At 40.5% G+C, this 20,201-nt stretch carries 17 protein-coding genes; 7 read left to right on the top strand and 10 right to left on the bottom strand.

What is annotated here, in order from left to right; all coding sequences use genetic code 11:
* From L975_RS14780 to pseB, 10 genes are all read right to left on the bottom strand, one after another.
* Positions 1-1,692 carry a cytidylyltransferase domain-containing protein gene (locus L975_RS14780; protein ID WP_047709175.1) on the bottom strand — a complete coding sequence of 564 codons (1,692 nt, stop codon included), beginning with the start codon at positions 1,690-1,692 and terminating at the stop codon, positions 1-3.
* Complete coding sequence (locus L975_RS14775; RefSeq protein WP_047709174.1) at positions 1,685-3,613, bottom strand: glycoside hydrolase; 1,929 nt, start codon at positions 3,611-3,613, stop codon at positions 1,685-1,687. The genes L975_RS14780 and L975_RS14775 overlap by 8 nt, the downstream gene beginning before the upstream one ends.
* Before the next feature lie 140 nt (positions 3,614-3,753).
* Positions 3,754-4,974 carry an ATP-grasp domain-containing protein gene (locus L975_RS14770; RefSeq protein ID WP_052181510.1) on the bottom strand — a complete coding sequence of 407 codons (1,221 nt, stop codon included), beginning with the start codon at positions 4,972-4,974 and terminating at the stop codon, positions 3,754-3,756.
* Entirely contained in the window at positions 4,964-5,725 is a 762-nt protein-coding gene (locus L975_RS14765) for an SDR family NAD(P)-dependent oxidoreductase (RefSeq protein ID WP_047709173.1), read from the bottom strand. The genes L975_RS14770 and L975_RS14765 overlap by 11 nt, the downstream gene beginning before the upstream one ends.
* A 1-nt stretch (position 5,726) precedes the next feature.
* Positions 5,727-7,484 (bottom strand): 1-deoxy-D-xylulose-5-phosphate synthase, encoded by a 1,758-nt coding sequence (locus tag L975_RS14760; protein WP_047709172.1) that lies wholly within the window; start codon positions 7,482-7,484, stop codon positions 5,727-5,729.
* Positions 7,481-8,701, bottom strand: coding sequence for a bifunctional 2-polyprenyl-6-hydroxyphenol methylase/3-demethylubiquinol 3-O-methyltransferase UbiG (locus L975_RS14755; protein WP_047709171.1), 1,221 nt, complete (start codon positions 8,699-8,701; stop codon positions 7,481-7,483). The genes L975_RS14760 and L975_RS14755 overlap by 4 nt, the downstream gene beginning before the upstream one ends.
* Before the next feature lie 2 nt (positions 8,702-8,703).
* Entirely contained in the window at positions 8,704-9,552 is an 849-nt protein-coding gene (locus L975_RS14750; protein ID WP_218185608.1) for a class I SAM-dependent methyltransferase, read from the bottom strand.
* Positions 9,553-9,621: 69 nt separating this feature from the next.
* Positions 9,622-10,485, bottom strand: a complete 864-nt coding sequence (locus L975_RS14745) for an N-acetylneuraminate synthase family protein (RefSeq protein ID WP_047709169.1) — start codon at positions 10,483-10,485, stop codon at positions 9,622-9,624.
* Between the two features lie 9 nt (positions 10,486-10,494).
* A complete protein-coding gene (pseC, locus tag L975_RS14740) occupies positions 10,495-11,649 on the bottom strand; it encodes a UDP-4-amino-4,6-dideoxy-N-acetyl-beta-L-altrosamine transaminase (protein WP_047709168.1) in 1,155 nt (384 codons plus the stop codon).
* A 2-nt stretch (positions 11,650-11,651) separates the two neighbouring features.
* Positions 11,652-12,650, bottom strand: a complete 999-nt coding sequence (gene pseB, locus L975_RS14735) for a UDP-N-acetylglucosamine 4,6-dehydratase (inverting) (protein ID WP_047709167.1) — start codon at positions 12,648-12,650, stop codon at positions 11,652-11,654.
* Positions 12,651-13,074: 424 nt separating this feature from the next.
* Between pseB and L975_RS14730 the strand changes: the two genes are divergently transcribed.
* The 7 genes from L975_RS14730 to L975_RS18690 all read left to right on the top strand — a co-directional run.
* Entirely contained in the window at positions 13,075-14,208 is a 1,134-nt protein-coding gene (locus L975_RS14730) for a flagellin (protein ID WP_047709166.1), read from the top strand.
* A 79-nt stretch (positions 14,209-14,287) separates the two neighbouring features.
* Entirely contained in the window at positions 14,288-14,686 is a 399-nt protein-coding gene (locus L975_RS17375; RefSeq protein ID WP_052181508.1) for a flagellar protein FlaG, read from the top strand.
* A gap of 77 nt (positions 14,687-14,763) precedes the next feature.
* Positions 14,764-16,104: a flagellar filament capping protein FliD gene (gene fliD, locus L975_RS14720; RefSeq protein ID WP_047709165.1), complete on the top strand. Its 1,341-nt coding sequence runs from the start codon at positions 14,764-14,766 to the stop codon at positions 16,102-16,104.
* Positions 16,105-16,122: 18 nt separating this feature from the next.
* On the top strand, positions 16,123-16,407 hold the full coding sequence (locus tag L975_RS14715) for a hypothetical protein (protein ID WP_010862202.1): 285 nt from the start codon (positions 16,123-16,125) through the stop codon (positions 16,405-16,407).
* Positions 16,408-16,446: 39 nt separating this feature from the next.
* On the top strand, positions 16,447-16,851 hold the full coding sequence (fliS, locus tag L975_RS14710; RefSeq protein WP_047709164.1) for a flagellar export chaperone FliS: 405 nt from the start codon (positions 16,447-16,449) through the stop codon (positions 16,849-16,851).
* 243 nt (positions 16,852-17,094) lie between these two features.
* Positions 17,095-18,624, top strand: a complete 1,530-nt coding sequence (locus tag L975_RS14705) for a sigma-54 dependent transcriptional regulator (protein ID WP_047709163.1) — start codon at positions 17,095-17,097, stop codon at positions 18,622-18,624.
* An 819-nt stretch (positions 18,625-19,443) separates the two neighbouring features.
* Positions 19,444-20,201, top strand: a 758-nt coding sequence (locus L975_RS18690; RefSeq protein ID WP_156121228.1) for a sigma 54-interacting transcriptional regulator, incomplete at its 3' end; no start/stop codon positions are given.

Below are 20,201 nucleotides of genomic sequence, written 5' to 3'. Positions count from 1 at the left end.
TTAGAGAAACTTTTTTATTCCTGTAATAAATGAATTAATGCCAGAATAGTTAGCGAATACTTTGCTAGCATTATTTATTAATTGTTCTCTTTCTTCTGGTGACTGTACTAAATTATGCAGAAAAAGTACGGCCTGTTCTTCTGAAGAGGATATTTTGCAGCATGAAAAACTTGCTAACTTAGTTAGTTCATCAGCATCACAAAGATGCTTCACCGGTAATAATATAACTGACGCCGAATTATAAATTGATTCGAAAAGAGATATCCCATAACAGGATAAAATTATTGTTGATTCTGCAATTAATTCTTTTAAGTTTTTGGGTGACTCTACTACCGAAATTGTAGATTTATCAGGTATACACGGCTCGGTAGCTAATGGTCCTTGGACCCAAATAATTGGCCATGTAATGTGAGTGAGTAAGGATGGTAGGGTTTGGCCATAGCCTAGAGCATCACTTCCACCAGTTAAAATTAGGATTTGCTCTTTTTTATCTTTTTTGGGAAAGGATTCAAATAAATAGTTTTCCCAGCCACAAGATATTTTTTCATTATCAAACTTGTCATTAAAGCTTGGCACAAAAACCCAATCTAGGATATCAACTAAGTCAACCATTCTGTCGATTCCTATTATGTTATTAATTCTGGTTTTTTTTAGCTTTTTACAGCTTTCATGTAACTTATAAGTTGAAATTCTATCAGGGTTAAAATCAAGAATAACTAGGCGAGAGCTGTCATTTTCTATTGCTTGATAAAGAGCACTTTCACTTTGATACCATGTGCATTTGTTTATCATGGTAATGTCATGTTGTTCTTCACTGAGAATGTGAATATGCGCGCCAACACTGAGATGTTCTTGAAGACTATTCGCAATAATCTCACAACGCTTTAAGTGCCCTATGCCAATTTTACTGCTTATATGGCAATAAATGCTCACATTACTATATTCACAGTCTGGTTTTTTTTGATTAACATGGGCATTAATCATTCTTAGTGATTGGTCGAGTAATAGTTGGTCTTGAACCCATAGTAAATCAACAATTGAGTCACTAGGATTTTCTGCGTACCAGCGTTGATATATTTCGCGCATAAAATCGTAATCTGAGCGAGTATCTACTGAAATACGATGCTTTACTTTTGAAAAATCATTGCTATCAAAAATATACTCTTTAGAAAGAATTTCGTGCTGACGATCTGCATATCCTACATGTTCACGAGCCATTGGATTGTTGCTAGCATGGTTAAGCTTATTCCAGCCAGCTAAACTATAAAATGCCATACCTTCATGTAGACTTATGACATTACTATCAAGAACAATAGTATCGTTATTTGATAGCTTTAATGACTGAATTGCGTGATCAATAAAGGTTGGGTCTATTAACGGACAGTCACCACAAATATAAACAATAAAATCAGGCAACTCATCTTGAATGATTTCGTCAAGTCGGCTCATTAAATCATTCACGTCACCTGAATATGGCGTGCAATTAACATCATTATTGCTTGCCCATTCAATAAGAGGCTGATTAAACTGATCTGATGTTGTCGCAAGAGCGATGCTATCAATAGCATCGCATTTTTTTAAACGCTTTAATAATTGGCCGATCATAGGTATGCCATTTAATTTTAATAAATGTTTCCCAGGCAATCGGCTAGAGTTTAATCGCGCACCAATTATAGCTAATGTTTTACTCATGGAACGTTTCTCTTAATATAGGAGTTATAGAGTATTCAAAATCTAAAATACTACCATTTTCTTTTAGCGTTTCGTCTGCTTCGCAAAGCGAGAACCATACTCTATTAAGATATTGTTCATCAATTTTCTTGCTTGAAATCATAGGCAGAGCTGCACAAGATGCAGGATCCCAAGATAAGTTAATACCAAAGCATCCAGAACCAAAGTTTAATGTACCCTCTGTTGCACCTAATCCACTATTTGCTGAGACAATAGAAGACACCGGTTTTCCTTGGTCAATATCATCATTCAATACGAATTTCTCCTCGCTAAATGATCCGAGATGAGTTCCGTACCATGCTCTTTCACTACAGTCGAGTAGCGTATTAAATCCTAGGCGAATGGATGCTTCAGGGCGAGTCTTATCATCAAATATTATGCCGCAATGTAATTTTTCATTGCTAAAACGATAATACTTCGTTACCTTGCCTGTCTTTAGATACTGGTGACAATAAACAATAAGATCACCTGAGCCATCCTCTTTACCCAATTCATATTGTACTTTGTTTAGGTCTGTTACTCGATCTCTGTGTCTGAATCGTTCAATAATCAGGTGGTTGCTGTAAAAATCAGCGCCATAACTAATATGGTCAAAATATCCATGAGACAAGGTCCCAATGATTGGCGTGAAGTTGTGAGAAATGAAGGCGAGTTTTTCAATTGCTAAGCCCCTGTTCCCATTAAGTAACAACTGTATATGCTTTGTTTTTACCTGAAGTTTATTTCTTTCTTCGTCAAATTCAAAAATAATATCTTCGTGGTCTTGCCATGAGGATACATTAAGGGTTGTTATCTTTTCGCTGGCTTTAATCGGAAGCAGATCATAACGAGACTGTGTAAGGTGAGTTCTCAGATCGCTTGCCCATAAACGACAAAGTTTTTTCCATTCCTCATCAGTTACATTTTTTTTATTCTTTAATTTATTCAAATTCTGATGACAAATTGTATTTAGTAATAAATCATTGCGACCACTAACAGCCCAGCGCGTTATGTTGTATTTCGCTTGTTTTTTAACTGAAATAGGGTGCTGTGAGTTAGTAATATATAAACTCTCAATAAACGATGTAGACTCGTTGAGTAGCTTGCATGGTAATACCCACTGGTATACATCTGAAGCGTTTAGCGCGTCAAATAAAACTTTAATTCTATCCCATTCACCATCAATTATTTTTGCTTCTGATTGATAGCGGCCTGGACGAAAGTCAAAAACTTCTGCATCGCTACCATATACAGGGAATGCAATTGAGGATGATTTTCGTACTTTAATTAAATAATTTAAGTAATCATCTAAAGTTAGATCTCGATGAACATAAAATTGGAATTTTTGAAATCCAATGGCATGATTCCATATGACTTTGATTGTACGTCCTGTTGCACTAATAAGTTGCTGAGGTTTTTCTAATAAATCACTAGACCACTCAGGATTATGTGAGTAAGGGTTGTCCCATTCGACGACTACTGCCTCAAATCCAGCATCAATATAGATATCGAGAAGACCAGCGGAAACGGATTGCTCATTAAGATACGCGATTTTTGGTGTGTATTTTAATAAGTCAAAATATGTTTTCTGGCCAATTCTAAGATTGTGCGAATTGACTATCGCAGGAATGAGGGGGCCAATTATTTGACTGTCACCACTTGCAATCAATTCACACTTGTTTTTATGTAATAATTCTCTGAATGTGCTGACCCAATGTTTGTCTACTTGGTTAATCGATTCAAGAGTATAGGCTGTCATTTCGATACCTACAGGTATACCTGACTCAGCTAATCGGAGTAAAGGCCAGTAGCACCGCTTAACGATATCCGCATGTTGTGAAAGTTCAACTGAGGAAAATGCTAAGTTGAGATGAAAAACTGTGTATATTGATGTTTGTGTCATGTTGTCTGTCTATAATGCAAGCAGAGTGAAAGTGATGAGTAATTTATCTAGTCACTAGATTTATCTTGTTGACTTGTATTTTTTGTCTCCATAGTTGGGTTTTCTATGGAGACGCTAGCTAGGATCGAGTGAATTTTATTCTAGGCTATGTGAAATACAATACTATCATATACCCATTTGATTCTACTCTCTAACTCATCCTTGTTATCCGCAACTACGATAAATAACCCAGCTCTTTGTGAGTGGTCTGTAATCTCTGGAATAACCTCTCCAGGTTTGTACTTGAATGTTAGCTTTTTAACGAAATCTTTCGCTTTTACATCATCGATACCATCAATTTTTTGCAATACGCCGCTCTTAGGGAAGAAATAGCGGTTGGCAACAAAAACGTTGTTTTTGGGTGTCAATGCGTCAAGGTTTGCTTGTATTCCCAATGCAATTTCAAAAGCAGTTTTAACATAGTTAACTCCTAAGCCAAGTGGAATTAAACTCTCTGAGAAGTCACCACCGCTTAACCGTGTAGCAACTTCAATGACTTTCGCTCCATCTGTTGTATAAACAATGTCACCTTTAATAACACCATTCTCTATACCTAATGACTTTGCAATGCTTGCTATTAGGCTCTCTATTTCATTTCTTTTTTCTTTATCTAAAGAGCTTGGTTGCCACCCTCCATTTTCAATAATGTTAGGGGATAGAATATCAAGCATTTCATAGTTTCTATCAACAAAGCCAGGTGTGTGTACTACGCCATCGCAAATGATAGATTCAGTGCTGATTTGTACTCCGGGAAGATATTCCTCAGCCATTACTTTTTTGCAAAATGAGAGTTCTTTAGACCTATTATAAAGATTCTCTAAATTCTTAACCTCTTTAATTAAAAATACTCCTCTAGCACCGGATCGGTCTAAAGGTTTAATAATGATAGGCAATCCACGCTCATCAATTATTGATAATAGATGTTGAAAATCATCTACTTCAGAAAACCACGGGATAGGAATAGAGTGCGCTAAAAAATGCTTTTTCATTGCTAATTTGTTAGTCGTAAGCAATGCTGACTCAATAGGAATATGAGGAACGCCGATATATGCTGCTAGCTCAGCAACATATTGTGGTATGTCACTTCCCATGACAGAGACTGCATCAATCTTTCTCTTTTGTTGATACTCATCAACAAAACATTTTAATGCGTCAATATCTCTAGTGCTAATAACAAAATGCTCGTCGCTCAGAGAGAACCCTGGAGCAAGTTTATCCCCATCGACTACAATAGTATGTAGGCCCATCTCTTTGGCAGTTTTTATGGCAAAGAGTTGATCAGAGCTTGCTCCTAGAAGAAGAATTACTTTTTTAGTTATCAATTATAGCCCCTCCACTAACTGCAAGTATTTGGCCAGTCATATATTGTTGTTCATCAGAGGCTAACATGAGACATGCACTACATATATCTTCAAAACGTCCCGGTTTCTTTAATAATGTCATATCAATAACACGTTTACCTGCTTCAGACTCGATTTCATCGGCGGTCTGATCTGTTTTGATAATACCAGGAGCAACTGCATTCACTAAAATATTTATAGGTGCACCATAGCGCGCTGTAACTTTAGTTAAGCTATTTAGACCTGCTTTCGAGACTGCATAATGAACAGTTTTAGGTCCGTGATATTGCCCCGCGACAGAGGATATATTAATAATTCGTCCTCCACCTTGTTTTTCCATGTATGGGAAAACTTCTTGCGAGCAAATAAAAGGTCCCTTTAGATTTGTAGATAAAATCAGATCCCAGTCATCATCAGTTACCTCATCAAAAAAACCTCGTTTATTAATGCCAGCATTATTCACAAGGATGTCTATTTTTCCGAGCTTTGATATGGTCTCTTCGAATAATCGTTTTACATCTGAACGTAATGAAACATCAGCCTGAATAATAATAACTTTAACATTAGGAGCTAAGTTATTGATATCCGCCATTGTTTTAGTCGCGGCATCATAACTATCTTTATAGTTAATAACGATGTGAGCACCTTGCAGGGCAAAGCTCTTTGCTATTTCAGCGCCGATGCCACGAGATGAGCCTGTAATTATTGCTACTTTATTTTCTAATCTTTTCATTTTATAAGCTCGGCCATAAACTATTAACTTCAGTGATTACTTGCGTGGCAAGGATTCCTGCTGCATTGCAACATTCAGTCTTATTTCCTGCAGGAATAAACTCATCATTAATTCCGGCTCGATAAACATATTTTGATACACCTTGTTCTGAAAGTCCCTCTAAAAGAATAGTTCCCAGTCCGCCGGCTAAGATAGATTCCTCTAAGGTAATTACATATTTTACATTTTCAAGCTCTTCAATTACTTCGGTAATTGGGAATGGTTTTATTGATTGGATGCAAATTATTCCAGCGCTCTTGCCTTTCGCAGAAAAAAGAGAACGAAGTTCCCATGCGTTTTGTAATTGATTGCATAAGCAAATGATATATAAATCATTACCCGATGCTACATGTGCATATTTATCCTGATAGATAGTTCCAACTGCTGGTTCAGGAGATGGAATTTCATCATATGGATAAAGAATGAGCATTGGCCCAATTGGGTTATGTGCTCTATCAGTTATAGTTTTATTCAATTGTTCACTATTTATCGGGTAAACAATCTTTAAATTTGGAATCGAGCGTAAATACGAAATATCAAAAATTCCATGATGTGTAGCACCATCATAACCAGCAAAACCTGAACGGACACCTAAGATTGTTACCGGTAGATTCATGTAGCTCATATCATGATTAATTTGATCGTAGGCGCGCTGTAAGAATGTCGTCTGTGCACAGACAAATACATTATTACCGCCTAATGATAGGCCACATGCCATACCAACAAGATGCTGTTCTGCCATACCCACATCTAAAACTTGAGATGGGAAGTCTTTTAATAATGCATCTAAATTTGACGCATATGGTGTTGCTGCGGTTAACACATATAACGATTTATCATTGTGTACTGCGTTATACATGCTTTCTGCAGCTGCAACAGCATATGTTCTACCTGCTACAGTTGGTGATGCACCTGCACCGGTGTCTTTATTAAATGGCATTGAAAAGTGCATCTTGTATGGATGCTCACTTGCACAGTCTAGCCCAAATCCTTTTTGTGTTTTAACATGAACAATTGTAGGCTTACATTGCTGTTTTGCCCAATTCAATGCTGTGTTGATAGATTCAACATTGTGGCCATTGGCTACGGCAGCGTATTCATAGCCAAAGCCGTTAAAGAAGTTTTTACATTTTTCCTGCCATTGTTCGCCTGTAGATAGCTTTCTAAATCCACCGACAGATGGAGCTATTGCCATCTCATTATCATTGACAATGATAATCAACTTAAGGTTAGGGTTTGATGAGGCATAATTTAAACCTTCAAAAGCCATTCCTTCTGTTAGAGAACCATCACCAATGACACAAACTACGTAATTTTCACTTTTTTGTGAAAACATCGCTTCTGCATAACCAGCAGCAATAGAGATTGATGTCCCTGCGTGGGATGCATCAATGATATCGTGTTCACTCTCATCTCGGCTAATGAAACGATTCATACCTTTAAACTTATTTAAAGATGGGAATATATTCTTTCTACCAGTGAGTATTTTATGAGTGTACCCTTGATGGCCTGTATCAAAGATTATCTTGTCTTCAGGGGAATTGAAGTTAAAGTGAATACATGCTGTTAGCTCAACAACAGCTAAGTTAGCTCCAATGTGCCCACCACTGGTTGAAATACTTTCAATGAGAAAGCTCCGGATATCCTTACAAAGGATTGATAATTCGCTATCATTTAATTTTTTTAAATTGTTTATTCTAGTGTCCATGGCTTCACTCATTTCTTGTTGTTTATACAAACTAAAACAGTATTAGTTCCAACAGGATCTATTGCGTTGTGAATGATCCCAGCTTTAATACCAATAACGTTAACAATAGTGAAGTATTGGCTTGTCAAATTAATTAGCTGCTCTAATGAGTATTCCACTAAATGGCAAGAGTTAATAGGAATATGGCCTTGGCTATTTTGTGGCGTACTGAGTACTAATACTCCATTAGGACGTAAAACTCGTTTGAGTTCTGTAAGGCAAGCATGTTCATCAACGTGTTCAAGAGTTTCAAAACACGTGATAGCATCATATGAATTATCAATAAAAGATAACTTTGTAATATCTTCAGTGTAAAAATTGCTATTGCTATTTGTTTTGCTTTTATTGGCAATTAATACTGATTCATGATCGAGATCTGCGCCATCAACAAAGGATATCTTTTCTGATAATTTATTGACACCATATCCATCAGCACAAGCAATATCTAATGTTTTCATATGACTATGAATAAAATTAGCTGCTAATTCATAATGATATGCTAGTCGATCGCCAGCATATATTTTATGTTCATTTACTTCTTGCCGAGGAATTTCATAAATAACTTTTGTTTTTTCTCTGCAATTTATTAAGTGTTCATCACTGTATTTTTTTGTTGGATAGTAGTATTCGGAATTAAAGTTAAGCTCAGGTTTGAAAAAATAGTGCTTTACATGGATTCGATATGCTAAATTCTCAGCTGAATTAACTTTAAGCAAATCGCTCGCTTTTCGCAATGCTTTTACACTGAATACTTCAGAAGTGAAGTGGACAGGATAATCATCAGGCATCTTAATACAATCAAGATTTTCTGAAATTAGACGTTGTAGCATATTATGTGTTGCTACGTGATCAAAGCAGAAGTGTATTCCGTCTACTCGTATTACAATATCCTTGTCGTCTAAATGTTCACATGCTGCTACCATACGTGATAATGGGCTATCATTATGGCTAAATGTTATATTAACTTGTTTACCATTCTGCTTATTAAAGTCTTCAATGATGGTATTTAACTTACCATTACGATCAAACTCTGGTGCAATTACAGTAATTGGATAGTCGGGAAAGTATAAACTCGCTTGATCAATTGTATGCAATACAGCAGGATTTCCATCAATATTACGCATACAGATATCTTCACCACCAGACCATGAGGTGGAGCTTGCTTGGATGAGGATAATTATTTTTTTCATGTTCACTTCTTTCTCGCAAAAATACATACTTCACGACCAATATTCAGATTGGCTAATTTTTTGTATAGTTCTCTTCGTAGATGGTTATTGCCTGATGTTTTTAGCAATAATTCCATTCTCATTCTTTTTTGATGACACTGGCTGCCTAAATTACTATCTTTTGTATAGTTATCCCCCATTAATAAAAACAGATCAATAGGGAAGCTACCTTCTTGGTGTAGGATCTCAAAACCTTTTCTTACTAATAAATTCGAAAGACTACTATGGTCAAAATAGTTAATATGATGTGGAGGTGCTAACCACCAAGCCTCATAACTATCATGTTCTCTTAATGCTATCTGGAATGGATTGTAATCATTTGGGACTACAATGCACAATAATCCATTATCTTTGAGTATGGTGCTTGCTAACTCAATGAATTTTATTGGGTCTGGGATATGCTCTAAAACATTATTCGCATGTACAACATCAAACATTCCGATGCTTACTGCAGACTCTTCATTAAAAAAGTCATTAACAACATTAAGACCTAGGCTTTTACTAAATTCATAGGCTTGCTTAGAGGGCTCAATACCTTTTACTGCCCATCCTCTATTTGCACCATGTGCAATAAAGTTCCCAGGACCTGAACCGATATCTAGAAGTGTTTTTGAACTATGATCAGTTAGAAAACTTTCGATAGTTTCATATTTGTCAGCACATTGAATATCTAACCAATCTTTTTCTGATTGACTTTTTTTTAAGTATTGAGGTTTTTCTGTACTGTAGTATTCCTCTTTATAGATCTTTTCAAGATCGTCTGAAGAAGGTACTGGATAGATATGCTTAAACCCACAGATGTTGCAATCCATGATTTCATATCCATTCTTGGAGTCTATGATGTTACCTGAGTGTGAATTCACTTTGTGTCTCATCTTATTTTAAAAGTTCTTTCTAATTTTATTTAATGGTCTAAGGCCATCTTCAGGGTCAGCTCGCCAATCGCGGTCACTTTGCTCACTGATGGAAACATGCTTTTCAGAGATGCCATCAATAACGTATTTGTCTTTAGCTTGCTGGATGAGTGGTGCCATTTGATACGGTAACCAACAATGACCCGCTTTATATTCAGCACCTTGTTCATCAAGATCAATATGAAATTCGATGACATCAGCATCCCATTTATGCACTGCCCGGTTAATTACTGCCGGAGATACCGAGTGATCTGACCAACCCACTTTAATATTGCCATATCGTTGGCGATACATACCTAGAACTGACAGATTACATTCTGTGTATGGCGTCGGATAGGCTGAGACACAGTGTAAGAGTGTAATATCTACAGCACCATGTGTTCTTAGTGTGTCAACCGCATGATCTACCTCTTCCATTGTGGCCATCCCAGTAGATATTACGATTGGCAAATTTGTTTTAGCGCACTTAATTAAAAGATCATCCCATAATAGCTCATACGATGCTATTTTAAAAAAATCAACATATGGAGCTAGTTCGTCCACTGCTTTTAAATAAAATGGTGTGCATGAAAAAGCAATTTTATACTTACTACATGCTTCACGTAATGCAGGAATGAATTCGACAGGAAGTTCCCATTGCTTTCTTTTTCGATGCATTTCGCTTTTTGCTAAAATCTCTGGAGCAAATAGCTCATCAATTTTAAACAGTTGAAACTTGACACTATCACACCCTATTTCAGCTGCTGTTTTTATAAACTCAATGCAGCGGCTAAGATCTTGGTGATGATTGCTAGACACTTCAGCAATAAAATGTGTTAGATTTTTGCACATGACTGTTATTTAGCCTTTATTCAATATGTCTTTTAATGTGTCAATTATGAATAGTTGTTCTTTTTCGCTCAATGAATAATGTATTGGTAAACTAATTGTTTTGGCATAGTAACGCTCACTTTCAGGATAATCACCTAGCTTGAATCCTAATTTTTTATAGAATGGCTGAGTATGTACCGGAATATAGTGAACATTAACACCAATGCCTTTATCTCTAAGTTTGTTAAAGATGCTAAGTCGTTTTTTGGCATCATTAACCTGTATAGGATAGAGATGATATGAACTGACCCCATAGCTTGCTTGATAAGGTAAGGTGATGGGTTCGTTGGCTAGTTCATTGTCATATACTTTTGCAATGTTGCGTCTGCGCTCAACAAAACTTTGGATTTTGTTTAATTGACTTTTCCCTAAGGCCGCTTGTAGCTCGGTCATTCGGTAATTAAAACCTAGGTTAAGCTGCTCGTAATACCATGGCTCTTCTTTTTTATTATGCATATCTCTTTTATCTCGAGATATGCCATGGCTTCTGAGATGCTCCATTCTTTTAGCTAAAATTGTGTCATTTGTGAGTGCAGCGCCACCTTCAGCAGTAGTAATTATCTTTACGGGATGAAAACTGAAGATTGTTATATCAGCATATTCACAACAACCAGTTGGGTTATTTTTATATGTGCCGCCGATAGCATGTGATGCATCTTCAATAATAGCGAATTGATACTTTTGTGACAGCTCTTTTATTTTCGCCAAGTCACATGATTGACCCGCGAAATCAACAGCCACTAAAACTTTAGGTAATGTTCCATTTTTTTTAGCATTATCAAGCTGTTGCTCTAATTCTGATACGCTTAAGTTATATGTTTTTGGGCATATGTCGACAAAACTAACATTAGCACCACAATATAAGCCACAATTTGCGGATGCAACGAAAGTATTAGGCGTAGTCCATAACCAGTCACCGGGCTCTAAACCTAGAGCTAAACAAGCAATGTGCAAAGCGGAGGTTGCGCTATTTACCGCACAACAATGCTGAGCTCCGGTATATTCGCACAGAGCTTCTTCGAATAAAGGTACCGCAGGACCTTGCGTTAAAAAATCTGAACGCAAGACATTAACCACAGCATCAATATCTTGTTGTGAAATAGATTGTTTACCGTAAGGGATCATAGTCAGATACTCCCGATTTTCCCTTGATTAACTTCAATCCATGTTTGCAGAGTATCTTTGCTCATCCATTCTTTATTGTTGTCGCTCGAGTAGATGAAGCCTTCAGCTACTTTTTGTCCATCTTTGATGCGTTCCGGCGATGCATGCCAGTTGTGAATAGCGGGCAAAATTTTAAAATGCTCGGGATATTCGTAGGTGTAGTAAGAGTCTTCTGCACCGATCATCTGTTCATGCAGCTTCTCACCAGGTCGGATTCCGACAATTTCTTGTTGTGCTTCTGGCGCAATGGTTGCTGCAATATCCGTGATATTCATGGACGGGCTTTTCTTCACGTAAATTTCGCCACCCACCATGTCAGCAAATGCATGCCAGATCAGCTCAACGCCTTGCTCTAGTGTGATCATAAAGCGAGTCATGCGCGGATCTGTTACTGGCAGAATGCCTTTCTCTTTGATGGAGAGGAAAAATGGGATCACCGAACCCCGCGAGCCCATCACATTGCCATAGCGAACAACAGCAAAGCGAGTTTTATTGGCACCAGAATATGAGTTACCAGCAACGAACAGTTTGTCCGAAGCGAGTTTGGTTGCGCCGTAAAGATTTGCTGGGCTGCTTGCTTTGTCGGTTGATAAGGCAACCACTTTTTTGACACCACTATCGATGCAAGCATCGATAAGGTTCATGGCACCATTAATATTGGTCTTGATACATTCAAAAGGATTGTACTCGGCGGTAGGTACAATTTTGGTTGCCGCAGCATGTACGACAAAATCTACGCCATCTAAGGCTCTATGTAGGCGTTCCTTATCTCTGACATCACCAATAAAAAAGCGCAATCGCTTTTCATTCGGGTATTTTTTAGCCATGTCCCACTGCTTCATCTCATCGCGAGAGTAGATGATGATTTTTTTAGGATTGAACTTAGCCAGGGTCATTTCAACAAATTGGTGACCAAAAGAGCCGGTACCGCCGGTAATAAGAATCACTTTGTCATTAAACATAGATGCGCCATTAAATCTAAATGCCTAGCAGCAGAACATGGCGTCCTTACCTTCGCGTGAAAGATAAAGACGGATTATTGACATACTGCATTGCTGAAGTGAAATGGCATACCTAAAGCATAACTTGTGCCAATACTTTTCTTTGTGACGCGAAGTTTTGAAATTGAATTGATAGAAATAAACTCAATAAAAACATAGTGATACTGTCTTGCTTCAAAAAAAAACTCAAGTTTCGTCTTTGCCGCCGATTAACTATTACAAGCAGTCAGCATGCTGGCTGCAACGTTAGTTCTAGCGATGAAAATAAAAAATTGATCCACGGGCTAATGTTGTTGTCGGCAGTGCCGATAAGTAATGATGTAACACAATCAATAAGTTGCTGCGGGCAGTATGCTGGGCGGCAAGTTTAACGGAGATTACAAGCATGGCTATTACTGTAAATACCAACGTAACCGCGCTGAATGCCCAGCGTAACCTGAACAAAACCAACAACGCGCTGAACGTATCCATCCAGCGTCTGTCTACTGGTAGCCGTATCAACTCTGCAAAAGATGATGCTGCTGGCCTGCAGATCTCCAACCGTCTGACCTCTCAGATCAATGGTCTGGATGTGGCAGCAAAGAACGCTAACGACGGTATCTCCATTGCACAAACTGCTGAAGGTGCAATGCAAGAATCTACTAACATCATGCAAACTATGCGTGAAAAAGCACTGCAATCTGCTAACGGCACTAACTCTGCGGATGACCGTGCGGCAATCCAAAAAGAAGTGTCTGCACTGTCTACTGAACTGGATCGTATCGCGAATACTACCTCTTTCGGTGGCCAAAAACTGCTGGATGGTTCTTTCGGTAGCCGTGCTCTGCAGGTAGGTTCTGAAGCAGGTGAAACCATCAACCTGACTCTGAATAGCACCAAAGCAACAGATCTGAAAACTACCGTGCATTCTGTTTCTATGGGCGCTACTGCAGTTACTACTGGCACAGCCGGTACTCCAGGCACAACAGGTTTGAGCATCACTGCAGGCGGGAAAACCATCGCATCCCTGAGCACTGCAACCATGAACAAATGCATGGGCGGTGATGGTAAAGTTGATCTGAGCAAAGTCGCTGAAGAGATCAACAAGCAATCAGGTAAAAGCGGTGCTAGCGCATCTGTTACTACCGATGGCAAATTAGAAATTATCAGTGCAGAGAAAATTGGTGCTAAGGGTAAAGCTGCAGGAACTGCTTCTTCAGCAACCGTATCTATGGCTGACATCGATATGTCTACCCAGTCTGGCTCCAACAAAGCACTGCTGGTTATCGACTCATCCCTGAAGCAAATCGACAGCCAGCGTGCTGATCTGGGTGCGCTGCAAAACCGTCTGAGCAGCACCATCAGCAACCTGGAGAACATCTCTGAAAACTCCGCTGCTGGCCGTAGCCGTATCATGGACGTAGACTTCGCGAAAGAAACGACCAACATGACCAAGCAGCAGATCCTGCAACAAGCAGGTGGCGCGATGCTGGCTCAAGCGAAAGCTCTGCCACAAGCAGCGCTGTCTCTGCTGGGTTAATTCTTTCTCAGCCAAGTATAAAAAAGGGAGCGTTGCTCCCTTTTTATTATCTGAAACATCCTGATTAAGAGGCTCCTTTATGGATATCTCTTCTCATGCAGCAAGTCTGCTGCCTTCAACTGATTCTATTAATCGTCAGGCTAAACAGCATTCTTCTTCTGTCGATGGCCATTTCGCCGAAAACACCGGCAAGATGGTGACATCTGAGCATACGTCGCCGCTAAATCACAATATTGTCGATAAAAATCTTGAAGAGAGTGATTTAAGTGAAGTAACCGCACAGATTGAAAAATTCATGAATAGCATGCAGCGCGGGCTGGCGTTTAGTATTGATGAAAAGTCGGGCAACCAAGTGGTCTCAGTGTTGGATAAGCGCAGCGGTGAAGTGATCCGCCAGATCCCATCAGAAGATATGCTGGTGATCGCGCGCCAAATGGCGGACAAAGCGGCAGGAATTTTGCTTAAAACCGAAGTATAACGCACCGAGATATAGATGCTGCGCTGAAACACTATTGCTCAGCGATAACGAATAAATGATGTAGGAAGGGGAAAACTATGCGTGCACCGGGAATCGGCTCAGGCTTACCGATCACTGATTGGGTTAACATGATGGTGAAAGCGGAAGCAACACCAAAAATGAAGCAGTTCCAGAGCCAGCAAACCAAACTGGACACTCAGCTCTCTTCCTATGGTCAACTTAAGTCCAGCCTGTCTGAGTTTAAAGATATGCTGGAAAAAATGCAGAAAGATGAAGCATTTGAAAAACGCAGCGTAACAATTAATGGTAAAGATCAGCCATTTAGTGCGACAGCAGATAAAAATGCTATCTCCGGAAACTTTGATATTTCTGTTCAGCAATTAGCTAGTGAACAAAAAACAACGCTGAACGGAGTGAATGCGGACGCTAAATTCTCTGGTACACTCGATTTTTCTGTGGGTAAAGATGGTTCAGAAACCTTCAGTGTTGATATCAAAGAGGGAAGTAGCCTTAAAGAGGTGGCTGATGCCATCAACAAGTCACCTGATAATAAAGGCGTAAAAGCCACTATTCTCGCCGGAAATGATGGTACAAGCCGTCTTGTTTTAGTGGGGCAAGATACCGGTGAAGAGAATCAATTTACCGTAGCAGGCTCAGGCTCTACAGAGTTGACAGATATGTTGGGCGGGCAGTCAACTCAACCAGCTAAAGACGCTAAATTTACCGTTGACGGTGAGAATATGACTAGCAGCACCAACAAGGTGAAGAATGCTATTCAAGGCATCACCTTGGAGCTGACGGATGTGTCAGAAAAAGTGGGGGATGCTTATAAGACCAATCGTATTACCATCGACTACGATCGCGATGGGGTAAAGGATAGTCTGAAGAAGTTTGTCGACGCCTATAACAAGGTGATTGATGTTACGACTGAGCTAACGAAATACAATAAAGAGACTAAAACGGCAGCACCACTGACCGGCGATAGTTTGACCCGAACGCTCAACGCAGAGATGCGTGGAATTTTGACGACGCCAGATGAAAATAACAAAGACCTTAAGTTTCTGGCTGATTTAGGTATTTCCTCTGATCGTGATGGTAAGCTGCAGATCGATGACAAGAAGTTAGATGAAGCGCTAGAGAAACATTTTACCCAAGCGGGGGACATGTTTGGCGGTAAAGATGGCATCGTAGGGAAAATGGAATCCCTGATGAAAGACTATGTGGGGACTGGCGGCACTCTGACCGAAAAAGATAAAACCCTACAAGAGCAAAAGAGCAAGTTAGATACTCAGATTAGTGCGTTTGAAAAGCACATGAAAGAGTACGAAGCTCGGGTGACAGCGCAGTTTAGCGCCCTGGATCAGTCGATTGCTCAGATGAACCAGCAAATGAGCACCTTGATGTCCTCATTGGCCTAATTTTATACGGAGTAGACCATGCTAGTGGAAATCAGCGCGCTGGATACCCGTCTTCGTGAGTTGTTTGCGCCGGATGCAGATCCGGATCCAGATGATATCTTGCAACTAATGACCCAGCGTCAGTCTTTGTTGCAGCAATTGATGCCGACGCTATCTGTTGAGCATAAGCAACAGCTTCTTCAGGAGACACAGCGACTGCTTTGTTTAGCGCAAGCAGCGAAGCAGGAGTGTGGTGATAAGTTGGCTGTGCGTAAGCGCGGCCAACGTGGGGTAAATGCGTACCGTCAAGTCAGTACGCAGTAAGTTGCATCAGGAATTATGCAGTAAAGGTGAATTAAACAAATGCGTGGCACATTACAAGCTTATAAAAAAGTATCCGTAGACAGTCAGTTAGATGCGGCATCACCACATCGGATTATTCAGATGCTGCTTGCCGGCGCTATTGAGCGTTTAATTCAGGGCAAGGCAGCTATGCAGGCCGGAAATACCGCGCAAAAAGGTGAGCGTCTCGGGAAGGCAATTGATATTCTCACCAATCTAAAAGCCAGTTTGACCCGCGAAACGCCTGAGGCGGAAGCGATTGCAAATAACCTCGATGGATTATATGACTACATGATTCGTCAAGTTTTTGACGCTAATGTCAATAATGAGACGGCAAGTCTTGACACTGTGATTGAATTATTACGTGATCTAAAAAGCTCATGGGATCAAATACCTGCAGAATTACATCATATCGGCGCGGAATAAATTCGTTACAGAATTGGCAAAAACTGAGGGATACTGCTAAATAAGCGATAACAGTGATATGTATCACAATAATTTGTGATAATTTTTTTCTGATGTTATGCTTTTATGACTGAGCAATGCGGGATTTTAGTTAATAACCTCACAAAATCACGAAATATTAAATAAAGCTCATGTTATAGGGTAGTCTGATATTGCTATAGTCGCTGCCATAAATACTAGAATCGTTACGTTAGACACATAATCATGCCGGGACTGCAAAAATTTTTACTGATAGAAGATGAGCCTCACCGCCGTGAGGTTCTGACGGTTATTTTTAACTTTATAGGTCAGGAAAATATCGTTGTTTCATCCAGAGATGTAGAGTTTTCTCTGGAGGAAAAGCATTCCTGGGCAGGCTGTTTGCTCGGCCGTATCACAAGTACGGATTCTCAGTATCAAGCAGTGATTGATTTTCTGCGTATCAACCATCATATCCCCGTGATTACGTTTGCTGGGCAGGGAGATGATTTACATGGGCTTGCTAACTATGTTGGTGAAGTGGCCGAGCCTCTCAACTATGTTCAGTTAACTGAAGCGCTGGGGCACTGTTACGAATTCCAAGGTAAGCACTCGGCTTCTTATCCGCAAATCACCCGTAAAAACAGCTTATTCCGTAGTCTGGTAGGGCGTAGCCATGCGGTGCAAAATGTGCGCCGCATGATTGAGCAAGTAGCCCCAACCGATGCTAACGTGTTGATTTTAGGTGAGTCTGGTACCGGTAAAGAGGTGGTGGCACGTAACATCCACTATTACTCTTCTCGTCGAGAAGGGCCTTTTGTTCCGTTAAACTGCGGCGCTATTCCAGCCGAATTGTTGGAAAGTGAGCTGTTTGGGCATGAAAAAGGTGCGTTTACTGGTGCCATTTCTGCGCGTAAAGGCCGTTTTGAACTCGCTGAAGGCGGTACACTGTTTTTGGATGAAATTGGCGATATGCCGATGTCCATGCAGGTGAAGCTGCTACGTGTATTGCAAGAGCGTTGCTTTGAGCGTGTGGGGAGCAACAAAACCATCCGTGCGGATGTGCGAGTGATTGCGGCAACTCACCGTAACTTGGAAGAGATGATTGCCAATGGTGAGTTTCGCCAAGACTTGTACTACCGTCTGAATGTATTCCCGATTGATGTCCCAGCACTGCGTGAGCGGGCTGAAGATATCCCGTTGTTACTGCAGGAATTGTTGTCACGGCTGACGGCTGAAGGCGCGCGTTCCGTACACTTTACTCCGCGAGCGCTGCACTCACTGTGCGAGTACTCTTGGTCGGGTAATGTGCGTGAGTTGGCAAATTTGGTGGAACGGTTGGTTATTTTGTATCCGGATGAGCTGATTGATATCTGCCATTTGCCTCCGAAATACCGCAGTGTTGAGGTATCGAGCTTCCAGCCGAATACCACGCCTGCTGTGCAGGACTTGTCTGCATTACACGGTTATCCGCGTAGCCATGAAGATGAACAAACCGAGCTAGAGCGTGCCGCACTGTCTGAGATCTTCAATGAGGCGGTGCCTGCAACAGGGGCTAGCCAGTCAGAAGGACCGTCTACTTTGGGTGCGTTACCGCCGGAAGGAATGAACCTCAAAGAGATGCTCTCTGATTTGGAGATTGGCTTGATCCGCCAAGCGCTAGATGCTCAGTTCTGGGTTGTGGCCCGTGCCGCAGACATGCTAGGTATGCGCCGTACAACATTGGTTGAAAAAATGCGTAAGTACGGATTGAATAAGGAAAGCGCTGCGGTTTGACCGTTTAATCGTTCTGTTGCACACTTGTTCGTTCTGTCTCCAATCAAACACCACTGACTTTTCGGATGCTCCGTTTAAAGTAGTGGTGTTTTTTTATGCGCTTTTAGCCATTTCTTCTTTGTTATTTACAGGTAACCACGTATCCAATCACCTTGGTACATACCTTAGCCTAGCTATATATCTTGTTTAGCATGGTGAATGCACGACAATTGTAGTGTTTATGTTTTATTTGTTATACAAAGCTAAGCATCATACAGACTGTGTGTAAATGCTGAATATCATAATGAGACATTTAGTTCTAATATTATTAGCGTTTCGTGCTGAACCTCGAGTCGGCGCACAAAAATGTGGATGTTACCGGTAAAATTAAGCACGATTTGCTAATAATAAATATAACTATAATGTGGTATGGAAAGTTAATTTGACGCAGCTAATAAATGAACCGAATTACTTAAATATTAGAATCAGATATTTATCTATTATTTTTAGCTAAACGTGCCATTTCAAACTAACGTTCTGAAATAGTGTTAGTTGGTTATTTTATCCTTACCCCATATAACTAATACATTATATGCTACATGTTGCACTCTTGGTGTTTGAGACTCTGCCAAATATACGTTTCTTGAACCATCGATGTGATGTGACTCATTTTCTCTTTTTATCTCTCGGACGTACGGATTTTCGATTGGGGACATTATGTCCTTACTATAAGCCTAAGGATAACCACACCGATTTTGCTGCTCTGGTCTGCTATTTGCTTAGTTCTCCATAAATCACTGTTTTCAGTCAGTGCGACTTAAGCAAAATGAAGGTGGAACCATGTCTGACCCTGTCGCTCCTCTCTTGCAACCGGCTGCCTATTATCAGCAAATGATTGCGGCGATGCCGGTAGCTGTGATTGTGCTGAATGGGCATGGTTATGTGGCCGAGGCCAATGCGGAAGCGGTACGTTTGCTGGGCGAGCCTCTATGTGGTGAGCGTTGGTTAGATATTATCCAACGCTGTTTTGCACCACAAAAAGATGATGGTCATGAAGTGTCGCTGCGTGATGGGCGGCGGGTGCGGGTGGCGCTGTCCGCAACCGATGCGGGACAGCTCATCTTGATCACTGACTTGACCGATTCGCGCTTGTTACAGGCGCGAGTGAGTAAGCAGCAACAGCTTTCGTCACTGGGCCAAATCTTGGCCTCGGTCGCGCATCAACTACATGCGCCGCTTTCATCGGCATTGCTATATGCTGAAGAGCTACAGTCGGCGGCCTTGCAGCCTGAGCAGCGACAGCGTTTTCAGCGCAAGCTGTACGAGCGATTACAGGAGCTCAGTGCGCAAGCGCAGGATATGCGCCGTTTTTGTCGGCAAAATCCACTGTCTAGCAATAGCCCATCGCCGAACAATAGCGAACAGTACGGTAATGAGCTGACCTCTGAGTGTGCTAGTCAGCCGGTGATCCATGATGCTCGTTCGTGCCATTTGTATACCTTGGCGGAGAAAGTGGCGGCGACCGATGCGACGGTGATGATCCAAGGGCCGAGTGGGGTCGGTAAAGAGGTGCTGGCGCGTTTTATCCATCAGCACTC

It is taken from the genome of Plesiomonas sp. ZOR0011 (genome assembly GCF_000800945.1).
Lineage (GTDB): Bacteria > Pseudomonadota > Gammaproteobacteria > Enterobacterales > CAMTGL01 > Plesiomonas > Plesiomonas shigelloides.
Note: the sequence above shows the minus strand (reverse complement) of the source record. Positions and strands in the feature narration are given on the sequence as shown.